The sequence below is a fragment of the Pantoea sp. C2G6 genome, assembly GCF_051336815.1.
Taxonomy (GTDB): domain Bacteria; phylum Pseudomonadota; class Gammaproteobacteria; order Enterobacterales; family Enterobacteriaceae; genus Pantoea.
Genome location: NZ_JBGMNJ010000006.1, coordinates 12,975 through 29,147 on the forward strand (window position 1 = coordinate 12,975; position 16,173 = coordinate 29,147).

Below are 16,173 nucleotides of genomic sequence, written 5' to 3' on the forward strand. Positions count from 1 at the left end.
ATTGTGTGAGTCTCGTACCAAACCCTGGCAATCATAGATCATTGCGAATACTGTCTTATTGCTCACTTATCAGGTGTCAGTTGCGTACTGAGAAACGGTGACAGAGCAAGCCTCTTCCCGATCAGGTTAGATTTCACCATTGTCTGTTTATGAATCTCCACGGATAATCCAGACACTTCTGAGCCATTGATAATACAGGTTTTCATATTCAGCCAGTAGCATATGGTTACTTGAACTATGCTGACGCCTACAGTTATAAAACATTTCGATATAATCAAAAACATCGCTGCGGGCTTCTTCCCTCGTTCCGTAGATCTTTTTCTTTATCTGTTCGCGTTTCAGTAGCTGGAAAAAGCTTTCCGCAACCGCATTGTCGTGGCAGTTACCACGACGAATCGTGCTGCCTTCCAGACTGTGTGATTTCAGGAACGACTGCCACTCATGTATTGACTGCCCTGATCAGAGTGAACCAGTACCTGTTTATGAGGATTACGCCGCCATACCTCCATCAGTAATGCGTTCAGGACAATATCTTTTGTTATCCAGGGTTGCATTGACCAGCCGATAACTTTTCGGGAAAACAGATCAACCACCACGGCAAGATACAGCCAGCGTTCATGGGTCCGGATGTAGATTATGTCTGTCACCCAACGCTCATCCGGTGCGTTCGGATTGAACTGCCGCTGGAGCCTGTTGGGTGCCACGATGCTGGTCTCACCGTGCCCGTGCGCTCCGGTACCCGATCTGAGCCTTTATTCCGGCACGCCTCATCAGCCGCCAGACCCTGTTCAATCCGCACTGTAGCCCGGTATAACGCAGATCGAGATGGATCTTGCGATAACCATAGACACAGCCTGACTCAAGCCAGAACTTTTTGATCTGCCCGGCCAGCATCTGGTCTGTCTGGTGACGTTGTGAATGTGGCTCCTGAAGCCAGACATAAAATCCACCCGGATGAACATCCAGAACCCGGCAGAGCAGACGCACAGGCCAGCAATGGCCGTTGTCACGGATAAAGGCGTACCTCAGTCGGACAGTTTTGCGAAGTATGCCGCGGCTTTTTTTAGATGTCTCTCTCGTCAGTAACCTGCTTCAGTTCTTTCTGAAGTAGCCGGATCCCAGACTGGGCATCGGGCTGCGTTTTAGTGGCTGATGAATCAGGGCCAAACTTTTTTACCCGGGCATAGAGGCTGTGCGTGGTGATATCAAGACGGGTGGCGACGCTTGCGATAGAATGGCCGCGATCAATAACCTGTTTGACCGCTTCATTTTGAACTCTTCGGGATAACTTTTACCGCTCATAGGTACCTCTCTTTTAAGTCATATTAAATGACTCGGAGGTGTCTGTTAAACCCGTGGCGGTTCAAGTCTCTCTCGCCGGTACACGTACACAAATGGTACATGAATATAGGGGGATGATACCGAATCGTCACATAAAGGCTAAATATACACATGTATATTTCATGAATGTGTGACGTTATCTCTTACCTGCTGGCTACTTCCATCTATAATCAGGAGAGATCATCCTCTGTCGATGGCGCTCTTTTTTCTGAAACGCTATGGTACTTCGCTGCGGATAGTATAAGCGTATGCATGTCCAGTGGCTCACCTTTCTGGCGAGCAATCTGTATCAGCGTCATTGCAATCGTCTGTCAGTGAATCATTTCGCACCCGCCTGTTTACTGTGAACGTTCATGCGTTCTTTATGCTAAATGTGGCTGGTAGCGTCAATCTACAACTGACCATTGCGATCAGCTTTCACTTCGGCGATTCTGTCCTAGATGTCAGGTTTTGACAGGTATTCAAACTTGGTACGGATTGCAGTCTTTTAACTTTACCTTGCCCGAATGTCCGCTTACCTAACGCTCAAATCGATGAGATACTCGCGACAGATCATCTTTTTGTTTGTCGGAGAGTGCCAAAATTATTGCAAGGAGGATTCAATGCCGGAATTTGATTTACATACCATTTCAAATGCTATTGACATAGATAAAGAAAATTTACTCCATGCTTACAGCACAACGATTGTTGAAATAAAGGAGGCATATAATAAAAGAGGTATACTACGGAAGCTCTTTGAGATCGAACTATTGGAAGATGAAGTGAAAATTTCTTTTAAAGATTTTAAGCTATCGCTTACGACCGAGCGAAACCTTATATTCTCTGGAAAAAAATTGTTTGTTCGCATGAATTTTAATTACAAACTTGAAGATAAGAACGCCACATTGCTTAAGTTATTGATGGGAAACAATGGGGTTATTTACGTTTCTGCATTAGATGGAGAAAAACTGGACCCACACCAAGTTGATGTGGGTTATGAAATATTTGGGTTGCTTGCCAAAACAGCTCACGCGCAACACATCATTTCCATCTAATTTGTCGATGGAATCCTGTTAGATGATCTCGCAACTAACTGTTTGATAAGCAATGTTTTCAACTGATACATGCTCCAACTGGAGCGCGTAATCTGGCGCGAGGCATACCCAAGCGCCATCTTCCTGAGCAATGCCGATGAAGTCGTTCACGCTCTCGAGTTATGAGCGGTTCATCTGGCCAACAGGGTTTTAGCTGACTTTATTTTAACTTTGATGCGGTGAGTGTCGGTCATGGTGGCTCCAATAAAAAAATCGCCCAAAGGCGGTTACTCAGCTAATCCAAATTTCTTTTTGGCATAAGATTTTAGTAGTTCAACGCCAACTTCTTTGATTACTGTGATTGGTTCGTTACTTATTTCTTTGAGCCTGTCGAACACATCTTTGCTTTCAAGTGCCGTTGCGAAGTCATGCCCTTGCGTTGTCAGCCTAATGTCAACGTCAATCGGCATCATTCCTCCAAGGACATATACGTAACCAAGGTTTTCTGGATTATGTGTTTCCATGCTGCGATTGCTTACAAATCCTTGCTCGATCAACTGCAAGTAATGAAACATCCCCTTCTCAGAACCAATGTCAAAGCCTTGAGCACTTAGATCTTCCGTTGAAATGAATGCGCTCTCTGAATCGAGAAAAACAGTTAGCATTCCCTTTATGTATTCTAAGTCTGTTCGCATGGATATCATCCTGTTATATGAGGATTCATTTAACACTTCTATTTATTAAGCAAAAATACGTCATCACCGCCAACTACCAAGTGCTTGCCAATCTCTTTTAAGGGTGCCATATCAGTTAAAAACCTTCAGCGTCTGCAATCTCTTCAGCCACTAGATCTAGCGGCTTGCCAAATAATTCAATGCTCCACAGGTTAGCGGCCCCTATGTAGTCATCATGGTCAAGGGTGCCAACTTCACGCTGATAGGCCGCTCTTACGGGTGGCTGTGGACCATCAAGGATTTGTTACCTTTCTCTTTTGCTATCTTCTCCAGCGCAGCTAGGCGGATTTTAATGCTCATCGCAATGACCCACCAACAACGCTCTCAGTTCTCCGCCGCCGTCAGAGAGCTTGTAGGCTTTATCTTTGGCCTTTGAAGTATCCACTGTGCGGGCATTGAGCTTCATTTGGGGGTATGTCATTTCATTGAACAGAATTATACCCCCAAATTTATCCCCACGTGATTGTTGATTTCAATAGATGTAGTAGACGTTGAGATAACAAGATTTGTGGGGAGGTTCTTACTGGCTGGGGTTTTGTAGACTTCAGGAGAGGGTATAAGAAGAAAGAATGGCACCCCTACAGGATTCGAACCTTGTAGGTAGATGATTGTTCCATATGTAATTTTTTGTATTTTATTTTCATATAGGCCCCCAAAAATGCCCCCCCAGATGCTAAATGAATAGGCTTTGGAAAATCCGCCTACCTACCAAAAATAAGCCATGATCAATAAAGATATGAATATCAAGAAGTTAAACAACTTGAAACTAAGCTTGCCAAAATGATTTCAAAAAAATTTGAAACCAGTGTTTGGAAATCGTAAATTATATGATATGCATAAGAAAAACATGAGTTTGGCACACGATAATTTCTAGTCATGAAAAAAATTAAACCATAAAAATCAAACAGAAAGAACAAGGATGATTATGACTCCCAAGACTATACTAATTAGTAACTTATTACTGGATCTTGATAATCCGAGGTTCCCAAGGATTGTTGAGAGCCAAAGAGAAGCCATTAACTTGATGGTTGAAATACAATCAGACAAAATTGAGGCTTTAGCTAGAGATATTTCTGAGTTCGGATTAGATCCATCTGAAAGACTTATAGTATATAAAAGTGATATATCCGAAGATAATAAGTCTTATACGGTCGCAGAAGGAAATCGCCGTTTAACTGCTCTGAAACTTTTACATGAGCCAGACCTTACTGAAAATGAAAAAATAAAATCTAAAATAAAGAAAATCATTCAAACGAACATACTGCTACCTAAAGAAGCTGACTGTGTTGTTTTTGAAAGCCCTGAAGAATTTGAGCATTGGGTTACATTAAAACATAGTGGTCAGAATAATGGAGTCGGCCGTGTCAGATGGGATACCAAAGAACAGGAAAGATATCAATCAAAAAATGGGAATACATCATTTGGAAGCCAATTTTTAAAATTCTTAGAAAATGAAAAATCTTTTGACATAACAATATCTTCTAAATTTAGTCTTTTAAGGTTAACTAATATCACTCGTTTGTTAGGAGATCCTGATGTCAGGAACGAATTAGGTTTGGAAGTAATTGATGCAAAGTTGTTTTGCAATCAACCTAAAGAACGTTTTGTGTCAGAAATAGCCAAGTTAATTCGTGCCATGCAAGAATTAGATGACAAAGGCAGACCAATCTTTACAGTAAACAAAATTAGACATAAATCAGACCGTCGTGATGTAATTGAAGAACTTCGTATTTCAAAGCCTGAAAGTAAGCAAAAAAAACTATGGGAATTATCTAATCCTAACTCTTACAAACCTGAAGTGACAACCTCACCAACTCAAAACAATCCTTCTGATAAAGAAAAAGATCTTACCGAAGATAAAGAGGGTCCATCTGGCAATCCACAAACTGAAAGACCTGAAGAAAATAAAAATGATGATGATATTAAAACTGGCAATGATGGAAAAGATACCTCTCAAGACACCGAGGATGTAATTACTAAGCATAATCCAAACCGTAATAACTTAATTCAGAGCAACATTAAATATGTAATCGATAATAAGAAATGCAAAAAAATATATGACGAATTAAAAGGCAAGCTTAGACACGATGAATGTCCAATGTCTATTTCTGTATTATTTAGGGTTTTCCTTGAGCTGTCGTTAATATGCTATCTTGATAAAAACAAAATAGTATTAAAAAAACAACAGCAAGGTCTTCATGATAAAGTTGTCGCAGTAAGCAATCATTTAAAAGAAAAAGGGTTTCTAACAAACAGTCAGCTTTCTTCTGTTCAATCAGTTTCTTCAAGCATCACCTCAAGTCAGGGTTCCTTACAACAATATATGCATAATAAGGAAACCCTACCTGATAAAAGCTCATTAAATACACATTTTGATAATCTCCATTGTTTATTCTCAGCAATATGGAAATGAAATACACTCTCGCTTATATAGCGAGAGTGCTATCTTTTAAGAGATATGCTATAATTCCCACAATTTAAAATTCAAACGATCATGGTAGACTATGGCATTTTACACTCCTTTAAGATATCCAGGCGGTAAAGGAAAACTTTCTTATTATTTAAAGGAAGTAATCAAACATAACTCGCTTTTAGATTGCCATTACATTGAGCCTTTCGCTGGAGGTGCTGGTGTAGCTCTTGAACTTTTAATGCAAGAGTATGTGCGAAAGATCACGATCAATGACTATGATCCAGCAATCTATTCCTTCTGGCATTCAATTTTGAATAATTGTGATGAATTCTGCGACATGATTGAAAACACAGAAATCACGATGGAAACTTGGTATCAGCAAAGAGAAATCTTAAGGTCAAATAACTATAACAACCGGCTGAATTTAGGTTTTGCTGCATTTTTCATGAATAGAACCAATCGTTCTGGAATTTTAAATGCTGGAGTGATTGGAGGTAAAGAACAAGCTGGGAAATGGAAACTCGATGTAAGATTTAATAAACCAGACTTAATAAAAAGAATAAAAAAGATAGCTGGCTATAAGGACAGAATTTTTATTAAAAATGAAGATACTCTGGATTTATTGATAAATTTAAGCCTTAAATCTCATGAAAATACATTTATGTATTTGGATCCACCTTACTATGTGAAAGGACAGGAGTTATATAGAAACTTCTACGAACATCAAGACCATGTTGATATTCAAAACCAATTAATCAAGATGCCTGTATTGCATTGGGTTGCAACCTATGACAATACAAAAGAGATTAAAGAAATTTATAAAAATCAAACTTTAATTGATTTTGATCTTCAATATTCCGCTCAGTCAAAAAGAGTTGGTTCTGAAGTGATTATTTTTTCTAAAAATCTTGAGGTCCCAGATCTCGAACTGGGCAAAAAACAGGATGCTAAAAAAGCAGCTTGAATTAAAATGAATTGCGAGATTCAAAATGATTGATGAAATTGACTTCGTTAGTTTTAAAAAGCTAAAAGATATAAAACTCTCTTTCGATGATAACTTGAATGTGATTTCAGGAACCAATGGTTCTTGTAAGACCACATTACTTCAATTAATCAGCAATGCTTTTCAGATGCCAACTGCAAGATCTAATATTTATACTGATAATAGGTGTTTACGGATTATTAAAGAGATTAATAAAATAGCCAATCCAAAAATGGAGGCTATCGTAAGAGATTCCAAAGCATACAATGATCCAGCAGATGGGATCAAAGGTAGACTATACAGTGTTATCTATTCAAATGCAGATGTTTTAGATTTTAGAAAGCATAATTCCAAAGATGAGAAACTTGCTCATAGGTATGCACTTAAGCCTATGTATCCAAGAGGAAAACCGAAGCAATCTCTTCCTCATAGACCAGTGATATATTTAGGCTTGTCCAGATTGTTTCCTATTGGTGAAGTCAAAGACTCCGATATATCCTTACAAAAGTCTAATCTTCCCAACGAATATAACGATATGATTTCTGAAATTTACCAGGAATTTTTAGGTTTTAAGATAAACAATATAGCCTCTAATAGCCTTAGTGATTTCAAATCGGGTCCAGACTTCCAAACCGACAATCCAGATATTGATTCTAATACAATATCTTCGGGCGAGGATAATCTCTTCATTATATTAAAGGCATTAGTTAGTTTAAAATATTATTATCATTCATTGGAAGAGTCTAAAAACGATAAAGAAAGCATTCTTCTTATAGATGAATTCGATGCAACTCTACATCCTTATCTTCAAACTAAGTTGTTAGAAAAGATGAACTCTTATGCTAAAGAATATAAAATTCAAATTTTCCTCACAACACATAGTCTATCATTACTTAAATATGCATCAAACAATAAAGTAAAAATAACTTACCTAATTAATAATCACAGCGACATAATAAACCTTGAAGAACCTAATTATGTAAAGATAAAAATGTTTCTTCAAAATAAAAGCAGAGATGATACATATATCAATAATAAAATCCCTGTTTTTACTGAAGATCCAGAAGCTCGCTATTTATTCAATGAAATATTCAATTTTTGGATAACCAAAAAACCAGAGTTAGCAGCCATAAGAAATTGTTTCCACCTCGTAGATTGTTCGATAGGAGCCAATAATCTTAAGACAATATTCGACGATCCGTTTTTAATTGAGACTTCACTTAAATCAATATGTATCTATGATGGAGATCATCAGGGTGATATACGGAAGAGCACAATATCTCTTCCCGGTAAGAAGTCACCCGAAGAGTTTATACTCGATCATTGTGAAAAAATATTGAATGAAGGTGACGATAAATTCTGGAACAATCCTGATATTTATAATCAAGGATTTACAAAGGATTATTATTTAACTGAGGTTCAGCCACTGATAAAAGCAATAGTTAATGAGTTTAATGAATTAAAGGAAAACGATGAAACCACTCATGGTTTCAAAAGGAAAAAATATAAAAAACTTTTTAATTCCCATAGAAATTATTTCACTATGGTTACAAGAAACTGGATATCTAGAGCAGAGAATAAAAGAGAGTTGGAATATTTTTATGTTGGGTTGAAACAGCTTTTTTACAGAGTAGTCCATCAAAACAATATGAGCAATGTTAAGTGGGACATTGAATTCAGTGACATTAAATGAATATCTAAATTTGATATCCGCTCCATTTTTGCATAAATAGTTAATGTTTCGAAGTTGAATAAATGGAATGATGTTATATCATTCCATTTAATATTAATTGACATTTAGAATGCTTTTGAAAAATGAGAGTGCACTATCGGTTGCGGCCTTCCATCCTGCATTGGAACTAAATATATAAACAATTAGTGCTGAAATCAGAAATGTATAAATATTCCCAATAACACCAGCAGCTCCAGAATTGTGCCAAATCCAAAATCTACTTCGCTTAACACCTCCCAAAAGAAGAATGTTATTTTTTATTTCTTCTTCTCTTTCTGTTATTTTTTCTTCCACTATAACTTTTAAAGCATTATTAAATACTTCCTGAGCTTCCTCTCGATATCTTTTTAATTCAACTGAACTTTCCTTTAATACTACAAAGGTCGAAACATCTTCACCTTTTTTAACCTTTGCCAATTTATCTCTTTTATATATAGAGTAAGCAATCATACCAACATAATCATTTTTCGTTTTTACAAGTTTAGAATAAATCTTATGATTCACATTATTAGTAGTCATCTTTGAAAATATCTCTAGAATTTTCCCTGTTATATTTTTCAACTGCTTTCTCCATAAGATTATTGATTTCTTCCTCTGTAAGCGGCTGCATTGTATAAGCTTTTAATTTTTGTAGTTGGATATCACTGGTAGCATCATCATTCATTGAGTGTCTTAATATTTTTTTTAGTTTTAAAGTAGTCATAAAACCTCCTTTCGTAATTATTAACTATAATATTAGCTCATTTTCCGATTTAATCAATATCCTTAATAAATGATTAAGCAAGGGCTAACTGAGCGATGCTCAGTTGCCTTGCTTTTTCTGCCCTTCGGTTGAAAAAGAAAGATCAATACAAAAAACACTAACCCAACCCATTGACGCAATTGAACTTTATGTTATTTATTATAGATAGCATATGGATATGCTATTAATGAATATATCAAAAGGAGTTGATATGAAAAAAAACAATATTATTTTCGATGATGAGTTCCCGTCTTCATTTACCAATGATCCTTCTATTAACAAATTCCCCCCTAACCGTCTTCGCAAATACTCAGTAACAGTCAGATTAAACGAAGTCGAGCTGAGCAAAGTAAACCAGTTCAGAGGACAGCTAAGCAGAAGCTGTTGGCTGAGAAGCTCAGCTCTTCAGGAACTCCCTCCATCAGTCCCTGAACTCAACCAAGAAGCCTGGCACCAACTAACGGCTTCATTGCAGAAGCTCAATGACCTTACATCTTTCCTCAATCGTCGTGGTTCAGATGCCCAGCCACTCTCACATGAAGTGAATGCACTGAAAGTAAAGCTGTCGCATGTAAGAGATGCTCTGCTGAACTTCAACAAGTAATGATCCTATGAAAGGTATGGATAGGATAAAAAGGGGTAAGAACTTCCGGGGTGTCATATCTTATGCTCTATCCCCTGCTAACCATCATAAAGTTGATCCCATAGTGATAGGAGGTAACCTGTTAGGCTCAACTGTCGATGAATTGGCAACTGAGTTCACAGCAACTCAGAAGCTGAGAGAATATATTGAGAAACCTGTATGGCATAACTCCCTTCGTCTCCCTAAAGGTGATTCGTTGACTATTGAGCAATGGAGGCTTATAGCCGACGATTACATGAAGCGAATGGGTTTCTCAGATACTCACCTCCGTTGTTATGTCTTACACGATGACGAAGCTGGTCAACACATACACATCATTGCTTCTCGTATAAATATTTTGGCAAATGGCCAACTCTATCTCGGTAGGAACGAGAATCTGATAAGCACCCGTATAATCCAAGATCTTGAGAAAGCACACCATCTTACCCAAACTGTTGGCCCTTCCCCTGCCAGAACTACTCAGAAGCACAGGAAACTCACCCGTAATGAAAAGATGATGAAGGATAGGACAAAAGCTAAAGTCCCTAAGGAAACGATCCAGGAAGCGATAGATGCGGTTCTCACATTCTTCGATACCATCACTATCGAAGACTTCGTAGGTGAACTGCGAAAGCAAAATATAACTGCAAATCCAAACATAGCCTCAACAGGTAAAATGAGTGGATTCTCGTTCGAGTATCACGGCATTGCTTTCAAAGCTTCACAACTGGGAAAAGCATACAGTTGGTCAAACATGAGCAAACGAATCATTGTGGCTCAACCAACAGAGGCTATCACTCCTATATTCACTCCGGTGAATGTTAACTTTCCGATTCTCACTGAGGTTCATTCTACAGCTACTTTAACCCCACTTACGGTAAGTTCCAGTGAACATAGCCGATACCGCTGGTTACAGTGGATACCTTACCTTGAAGAACTTGTTGCAAGTTTAAAAGCTATTGGTTTAACGATTCTCAAGCCTGTTAAGAAAACAGTCCTCATCAAGAAAATCATGGATGAAAGCCCAAAACCTGTGCAATTTTCAAAAGTGGATTCTCAATATTTAGTAAGAAAATCGCCCTTCAATCCTGTTTAACTAACTAGTTTTCAGTGGGTTAAAATCAGTCACTAAGTCAAACCACTTAAATATTTTCATTCCTTTTCAAATCGATAGGCAAAAACGATCGATCGTTATTACTGATCAATATATTGTTGATGATAGGTCTAGGCTATCAAAAGAAAGCGATCGATCGGTACAAATGATTTGCTAGACCCTGTTTCCAAGTCGTAATGTAACTTCAAACGAAACCTCGTAGCACACTGATTTATCGGCAGAATAAGCTGATGCATACGTGCGCCTTCGATTCAGTGAAACTAAACTTGGAAGAACCTATGACAGCAATAACTGAAGTAAAACAGCCCAACTTCCTTATGATGAAAAGAGTGTGGATTGCCATTGCACTTCCGATTGTCATTTTCTATTTCTCTGGTGTTCAGGGTTTGGTTCAGCTTGCAATTGTCTGGGTTTTTGCAAGCATCATGCTCTTGATGTTTGCCTACAAAAAATTTCGAATTAAAAAATGGAATACAAGCACTAAGGATTATTTCAATAATAATAATGATGGAATTTGGAGTCATGAATTTGGTCCAACATGGATGAAAATCGATGAACATAAGGGATTAATTCATCTTAAAGAAGAAAACAAGCAAAAGAGTTATCCTTTTTCAGCCGTTAAAGAATGGAGGTATAATTTAACTACCAACATACAACGGACTGGCCCCCAAAAAGAACTTGATAGAACACATAATTTCCATGAATCAGGATTTTTTATCACCGTCGATGATATTCAATATCCTGAATGGCGAGTTATGTTTTTCCCAACAAGTGGTGATTTCAACTCGCAAGAAGGTTCTCGTAATACAGAAATTCAATTAAAAAGATGGATGCAAGTTTTTGATAATGTAATCAATAAAAATTAAGAAAAAATCATTCTACCATAGTTATTAAATTGAGAATAAAAATGCCTTCAACTAATAAAATGACTATTATTGCTGTTTTGTTTCTTGTTTCTGGCTGTCAACAGTTACAAAGCGGTATTAATGGCATTGATTCATCCATTCAATCTTTAAACCAAAAGTTATCACATAGCACCGATGACAATAAAATTAACAAAAGTGAAGATTTCACAACTGCTCAAAGCATTAATGGATTAAAAGAAATCTGCAAAGATTACACTAATAATCAAATGTATGCTGAAAAGAAATGGACAGGAAAAACCATCTCTATAAAAAATGCAAAAATCATCCGTGCCTCCGAGTTTAATAGTGCCAAGACTATGGGTGCAAATGTTCATGGAGATTATGGTATTCTTTTCAAAACCACTGATACAAACAAATGCATGGGAAGATTACATATTAAATATTATTCTGGTTTAGAAAATGACATCATGAGACTCAAGAAAGGAAGCTCTGTTGATTTGTCTGCTAAGTTCAATGGCTTCGGTGACCTCAGCAACTGGAGTGAATACAGTTCAAGCGAGGGAAGTCCAACCGTGGTGGATCTCACAGGTGTAATTTCTAATCCATAACGACATCATTAAGGTGGTAAAGAAACCTTAATTAAATTCATAAAGTATATAAAATGCCACAGAATCTGTTAGCAGAACACTTCCCATTTGATTGAAGTGAACAGATCCTGTGGCATTTATTATTCTAACATAGATAAAGCTTCCCAATCATCTTTGTCAAACTCGTCTTCTCACTTCAAATTTTGGTTTGGTTGGAGGCACATGTTTAAAACTCTGTTTTTGACTATTAAATGTTTTCTCAACTTCATACTCATTCCAAACGATGTATTCCACAATGAATTTATAGAAATACAGAACACGTTCCAGACTTACAGTGCCAGGTATTGTATAAAAGTTAGGACTCAAAAGTGCAGAGGTTAGGACAGCAAGAATGTTGCTTGAGCCAGGCAAATGAACATTCTCATAATCATGCTGATACTTTAAAAAGTAACCAACACAGAACAGGTAAGCATCTTTTACGATTTTTTCTTTGTTGCAATCTGACTCGTCATATCTAAGAATAAAGCGATTAAGTAGTATCAAAAATCTTTGGTCGGGTAAATATCTGTTTAATTTATTCATAATAAGCATCCTTGCTATTTGTGAAATGTCATCCTGACAAGTAAAGAAATATCATAATATTCAATCATGTCAATAGTTAAAACCTATCAATTTTTATCTAAATATCTTTTTTTGGTAAAGGATGATTTAGCTCATCTATTGTTATTTGTTTTAAATGTGCATTATATAACCATATTTTGAATTGCTCTAAATACTTATTGTTCAATGCTATCAAAGCTTCGTTCTCAGTTTCGAGTCTTTTTATCCTTTGACTGGCTATTTTTAAGTTGGCAGGTTTAGCTGCACTTTTTTCTAATAAACCAGATTTCAGGATTTTCTTTTTTGAATTAAAACAATCTGCAACTTTGACATGGCTACTCAAAGACTGTCTCGTAGGTCTTTTACCAATGCTCTTTATCAACTTGTCACATAAAGCATCCCAAGTCAGTTTCTTATCACCACTCCAATTATTAATAACATTTATTATAATTTTTTCATCATAACAAGTAATATGTTTAGCCATTTATTCTCCTTTAATTATTTTTGTTTGAAATTCATACCATTTCTCAGCATTAATATTCCCGTCATTTTTATCATGACTTGTTTTTTCAATGATTTTATTATGTATTCCTAATAGTCGCTCATCATCCGTTCCAGAGTCTCGTATAGGATAATAACTACAAGGCTCAAAAGCATATGAGTGCTTACAGTAACCATGCTTGGATACCAGAACAGCCCCGTTTTTAAGAGAATCGAAATCTGTTAAGTCTATAATGGGTATTTCATTTTCTCTGTGAATGCTTCTGGCTTCGACTGTAGTTTTTTCTCTCAAAACTTTAGTCATTTGTAGATGTGATCTATGGTCGTAGGAGACATTTTGTGACACTAACTTTCTTCCAGACCAACGAGCAATGCTTAATTCATCCATGCCATTAATTTGAGCGAAAGTATTTAAGAGATGTCTCAATTGATGGGTCCTTAATGAATAGGGAATACCATCCTCATTGATATAACCGTGTCTTTTAAAAAGGTTTGTAGAGCCTTTGATACTTGCAAAAGCATTAATATCCAGTCTAAAAAACTGAGCAGTAGGTCTGAAAAAAGATGTAAAATCTTTGCTTGTCTTCTGAAACAATTGCCTCTCAAATAAAAGGCATAAAGCATTTGAGTATTTGATCCTCTTTTCTTCATCATACCAAGGGAAGTCCTGAGGCTTAGTCATAACGAGTGCATATTTGGATGACTCAGTGCCCTTACCTTCCATTGTTTTTGCTACAGACCTTGCATGGTTGGACAACTTTTTTAATCGGTCTATAGCCCTTTTAGCTACAGGGATCATTACTGTAGGAATCCATTTAATATCTCCAGCATACCCCTTCCCTGAAAAAAACCTTAAACCATATCGTTCAATGCCTTCGTCATCTTTTTCATTAATCTCACAATCCGCTGGAAGACTCAAAATTTCTGAAATTCTTCCTGGAGCACACATAAGTAGTGTAAGAACAGAAGTGGTGAAAATATCCCTTGTAGACAATTGGCTTTCATCTTTTGAGAAAATATCAGCAATGGCTATTACGGATTTTATGTCAGGTAGTTTCGAGTGTCCTTCCAGTGAAGGTTCATAACCTTTCCAGCTCTGAGTTATTTTATGCCTCAAAGGATTTACCCAGAAAAAGTATGATGATGTCGTCATTCTATTTTCATTTAAGAATGAACATAGTTTCTCAAGTTCTTTACCAATCCCAACTGCTTGCACTTTTGAATATTTGGCAGATGCTAACCTTGCACATTCATCAAATATGTTATTATCGCACTTGGTTACACTAGCTTCGCCGTATAATTTTAATAAAACAAATTCAACAATCTTTAACATTGCCAAAGTTTTATGGTTTAACTTTGATTTGTTAAAGGAGTGAATATGAAACATATAAGCTTTAGCAAAGTCAATGAAATCATCATCTAAATTCTTTTTGCTGTTTCCATTGTAATCCATATCAAATTTATTGAACCTGTAATATCTTCTCCAAACATTGCTTTCCCAAGAAATCGCCAACTTAGAGTTAAAAGCATTACTCTTAATAAATATTATAAAGCTTTCAATATTTGAATTGGGATTGTTAGCATTGGCTGGCTCGAATAAGATTACATTAGTCATTAGGAACTCCAAGCTTTAAAGTTTTTACAAGTAAAACACTCTATGTTTTCGTTTTTACTTTCAGTTAATCCAAAAGAACCTAAAACATATTCTTTGAATATCTTCTTGTTTGTTGTGCTATCTTTCCCGAGAAATATTTTAGAAAGAGGTTCAAAAAAAGAATTAAGGCTCATATCAATATCATGAACATTATCAGAGCTATTTTTAATATATATACCCGATGAATTTATAGATTTATGGTCTAATGCTTTAGCTATTACTTCAACTGAGGCTCCTTCTTTTGCTAAACGAGTTCCAAGGGTATACCTGAATCGTCTTGCATTAAGTCGTATATGGCCGTTGTTACTTGATGAGCGAATGTTGAATTTAGTAGTCAAATTTTTTAGTTTTTTTGAGATAAAAGCATTCTTAATATGCAAAAAGTCAGTTGCCATGATTGTATCTAAATTTTGGTCAATGTTAATTAATTCAGATTTCTTAGCATCCATGAATATAGGTAATTCATTCCTTAAATGGCCAATGTTCCCATTAACCCTTTCTTCGATAAATTTCTGGTTAAGATCAATCAGGGTTCTAAGTTTCTCATACAGGGTATCATCGATTCTTACTATGCTGAACTCGCTCCTAAATTCCTTCCTTTGCTTAACTTTTGGGATATACAGGAAACATTCTTTATCTGTTCTGGTGAAATCTTTTGCTTTTAATGAAGTTAACTGTAATGGCCTCCTTCCCGTTGTTGCTAACAGAATAATGTAGCAATAGATAAACAGATGGATTTTATCTTCTTTCAGCAATTTGCTGATAATTTCAAAGATGAGTTTCAACTCTTCATCAGTTAGTGGTCCACTATTTGGATCTCTTCGTTTGACGGCTTCTCCGGTTAAATTAGATTTGATGCTTATCTTTTCCAATGCTTTTAGAGCTGAGTTCTCTACCCCAACATGACCGAGCTTTTTCCATTTAGTAAGAAACTTCTTTACTGAATTTAGCTTGTGGTTTTTCTCAGGGCCTAAACTAATATTAAATTGAAAAACCGCATTAGCATCTATCGTCTTAAAGTCTGTAGTCCCTAACCATTTGCTGAAAATGTAATTTATATTTTTTGTATAACCTGCACTGTATTCAGAAGAAAAGTAAGCTAAGGTAGTAAGGTAACCAATACGCATCGGTTCTGGCATTTTATCGGCAATCTTATGTGGAAAAATACAATTCTCTTTATCTAATTGCCATTTGATATCAGAAATCTTAAAGCTATACCCTTCCATCAATGAAAAAATTACATTCTCTTTTTTCAAAGTGTTTGTTTTCATT

At 36.4% G+C, this 16,173-nt stretch carries 15 protein-coding genes and 1 pseudogene; 8 read left to right on the plus strand and 8 right to left on the minus strand.

Annotation, left to right across the window (positions count from 1 at the left end; translation table 11 throughout):
• Positions 1–147: 147 nt before the first annotated feature.
• A pseudogene (locus ACCW71_RS09920) lies at positions 148–1,302 on the minus strand (IS3 family transposase).
• Positions 1,303–1,943: 641 nt separating this feature from the next.
• Here ACCW71_RS09920 and ACCW71_RS09925 point away from each other — a divergent pair.
• Positions 1,944–2,375: a hypothetical protein gene (locus tag ACCW71_RS09925; RefSeq protein WP_436371023.1), complete on the plus strand. Its 432-nt coding sequence runs from the start codon at positions 1,944–1,946 to the stop codon at positions 2,373–2,375.
• 266 nt (positions 2,376–2,641) lie between these two features.
• On the opposite strand, the gene ACCW71_RS09930 is transcribed toward ACCW71_RS09925, so the two are convergent.
• Complete coding sequence (locus ACCW71_RS09930) at positions 2,642–3,049, minus strand: hypothetical protein (protein ID WP_436371024.1); 408 nt, start codon at positions 3,047–3,049, stop codon at positions 2,642–2,644.
• A gap of 964 nt (positions 3,050–4,013) precedes the next feature.
• Here ACCW71_RS09930 and ACCW71_RS09935 point away from each other — a divergent pair.
• From ACCW71_RS09935 to ACCW71_RS09945, 3 genes are all read left to right on the plus strand, one after another.
• Entirely contained in the window at positions 4,014–5,501 is a 1,488-nt protein-coding gene (locus tag ACCW71_RS09935) for a hypothetical protein (protein WP_436371025.1), read from the plus strand.
• Between the two features lie 91 nt (positions 5,502–5,592).
• Positions 5,593–6,465 (plus strand): DNA adenine methylase, encoded by an 873-nt coding sequence (locus ACCW71_RS09940; protein ID WP_436371026.1) that lies wholly within the window; start codon positions 5,593–5,595, stop codon positions 6,463–6,465.
• Between the two features lie 25 nt (positions 6,466–6,490).
• Entirely contained in the window at positions 6,491–8,176 is a 1,686-nt protein-coding gene (locus tag ACCW71_RS09945; protein ID WP_436371027.1) for an ATP-dependent nuclease, read from the plus strand.
• A 93-nt stretch (positions 8,177–8,269) separates the two neighbouring features.
• Here ACCW71_RS09945 and ACCW71_RS09950 read toward each other — a convergent pair whose 3' ends face one another.
• Together ACCW71_RS09950 and ACCW71_RS09955 are read right to left on the minus strand one after the other, a co-directional pair.
• Complete coding sequence (locus tag ACCW71_RS09950) at positions 8,270–8,734, minus strand: hypothetical protein (protein WP_436371028.1); 465 nt, start codon at positions 8,732–8,734, stop codon at positions 8,270–8,272.
• Entirely contained in the window at positions 8,724–8,918 is a 195-nt protein-coding gene (locus tag ACCW71_RS09955; RefSeq protein WP_436371029.1) for a hypothetical protein, read from the minus strand. Before ACCW71_RS09955 ends, ACCW71_RS09950 begins: the two co-directional genes overlap by 11 nt.
• Before the next feature lie 250 nt (positions 8,919–9,168).
• Here ACCW71_RS09955 and ACCW71_RS09960 point away from each other — a divergent pair, with 250 nt between their 5' ends.
• The 4 genes from ACCW71_RS09960 to ACCW71_RS09975 all read left to right on the plus strand — a co-directional run bounded on the left by ACCW71_RS09960 (position 9,169) and on the right by ACCW71_RS09975 (position 12,167).
• Complete coding sequence (locus ACCW71_RS09960) at positions 9,169–9,561, plus strand: hypothetical protein (RefSeq protein WP_436371030.1); 393 nt, start codon at positions 9,169–9,171, stop codon at positions 9,559–9,561.
• Positions 9,562–9,568: 7 nt separating this feature from the next.
• Positions 9,569–10,675 carry a relaxase/mobilization nuclease domain-containing protein gene (locus ACCW71_RS09965; protein WP_436371031.1) on the plus strand — a complete coding sequence of 369 codons (1,107 nt, stop codon included), beginning with the start codon at positions 9,569–9,571 and terminating at the stop codon, positions 10,673–10,675.
• Positions 10,676–10,971: 296 nt separating this feature from the next.
• Positions 10,972–11,559 (plus strand): DUF4755 domain-containing protein, encoded by a 588-nt coding sequence (locus tag ACCW71_RS09970; RefSeq protein ID WP_436371032.1) that lies wholly within the window; start codon positions 10,972–10,974, stop codon positions 11,557–11,559.
• Between the two features lie 41 nt (positions 11,560–11,600).
• Positions 11,601–12,167: a hypothetical protein gene (locus ACCW71_RS09975; RefSeq protein ID WP_436371033.1), complete on the plus strand. Its 567-nt coding sequence runs from the start codon at positions 11,601–11,603 to the stop codon at positions 12,165–12,167.
• Between the two features lie 156 nt (positions 12,168–12,323).
• Here ACCW71_RS09975 and ACCW71_RS09980 read toward each other — a convergent pair whose 3' ends face one another.
• The 4 genes from ACCW71_RS09980 to ACCW71_RS09995 form a co-directional block, all read right to left on the minus strand.
• Positions 12,324–12,728 (minus strand): hypothetical protein, encoded by a 405-nt coding sequence (locus tag ACCW71_RS09980; protein ID WP_436371034.1) that lies wholly within the window; start codon positions 12,726–12,728, stop codon positions 12,324–12,326.
• Positions 12,729–12,825: 97 nt separating this feature from the next.
• Positions 12,826–13,230, minus strand: a complete 405-nt coding sequence (locus ACCW71_RS09985) for a hypothetical protein (RefSeq protein WP_436371035.1) — start codon at positions 13,228–13,230, stop codon at positions 12,826–12,828.
• Positions 13,231–14,862, minus strand: a complete 1,632-nt coding sequence (locus tag ACCW71_RS09990) for a DNA-binding protein (protein WP_436371036.1) — start codon at positions 14,860–14,862, stop codon at positions 13,231–13,233.
• On the minus strand, positions 14,862–16,172 hold the full coding sequence (locus ACCW71_RS09995; protein WP_436371037.1) for a tyrosine-type recombinase/integrase: 1,311 nt from the start codon (positions 16,170–16,172) through the stop codon (positions 14,862–14,864). The genes ACCW71_RS09990 and ACCW71_RS09995 overlap by 1 nt, the downstream gene beginning before the upstream one ends.
• Position 16,173 lies beyond the last annotated feature (1 nt).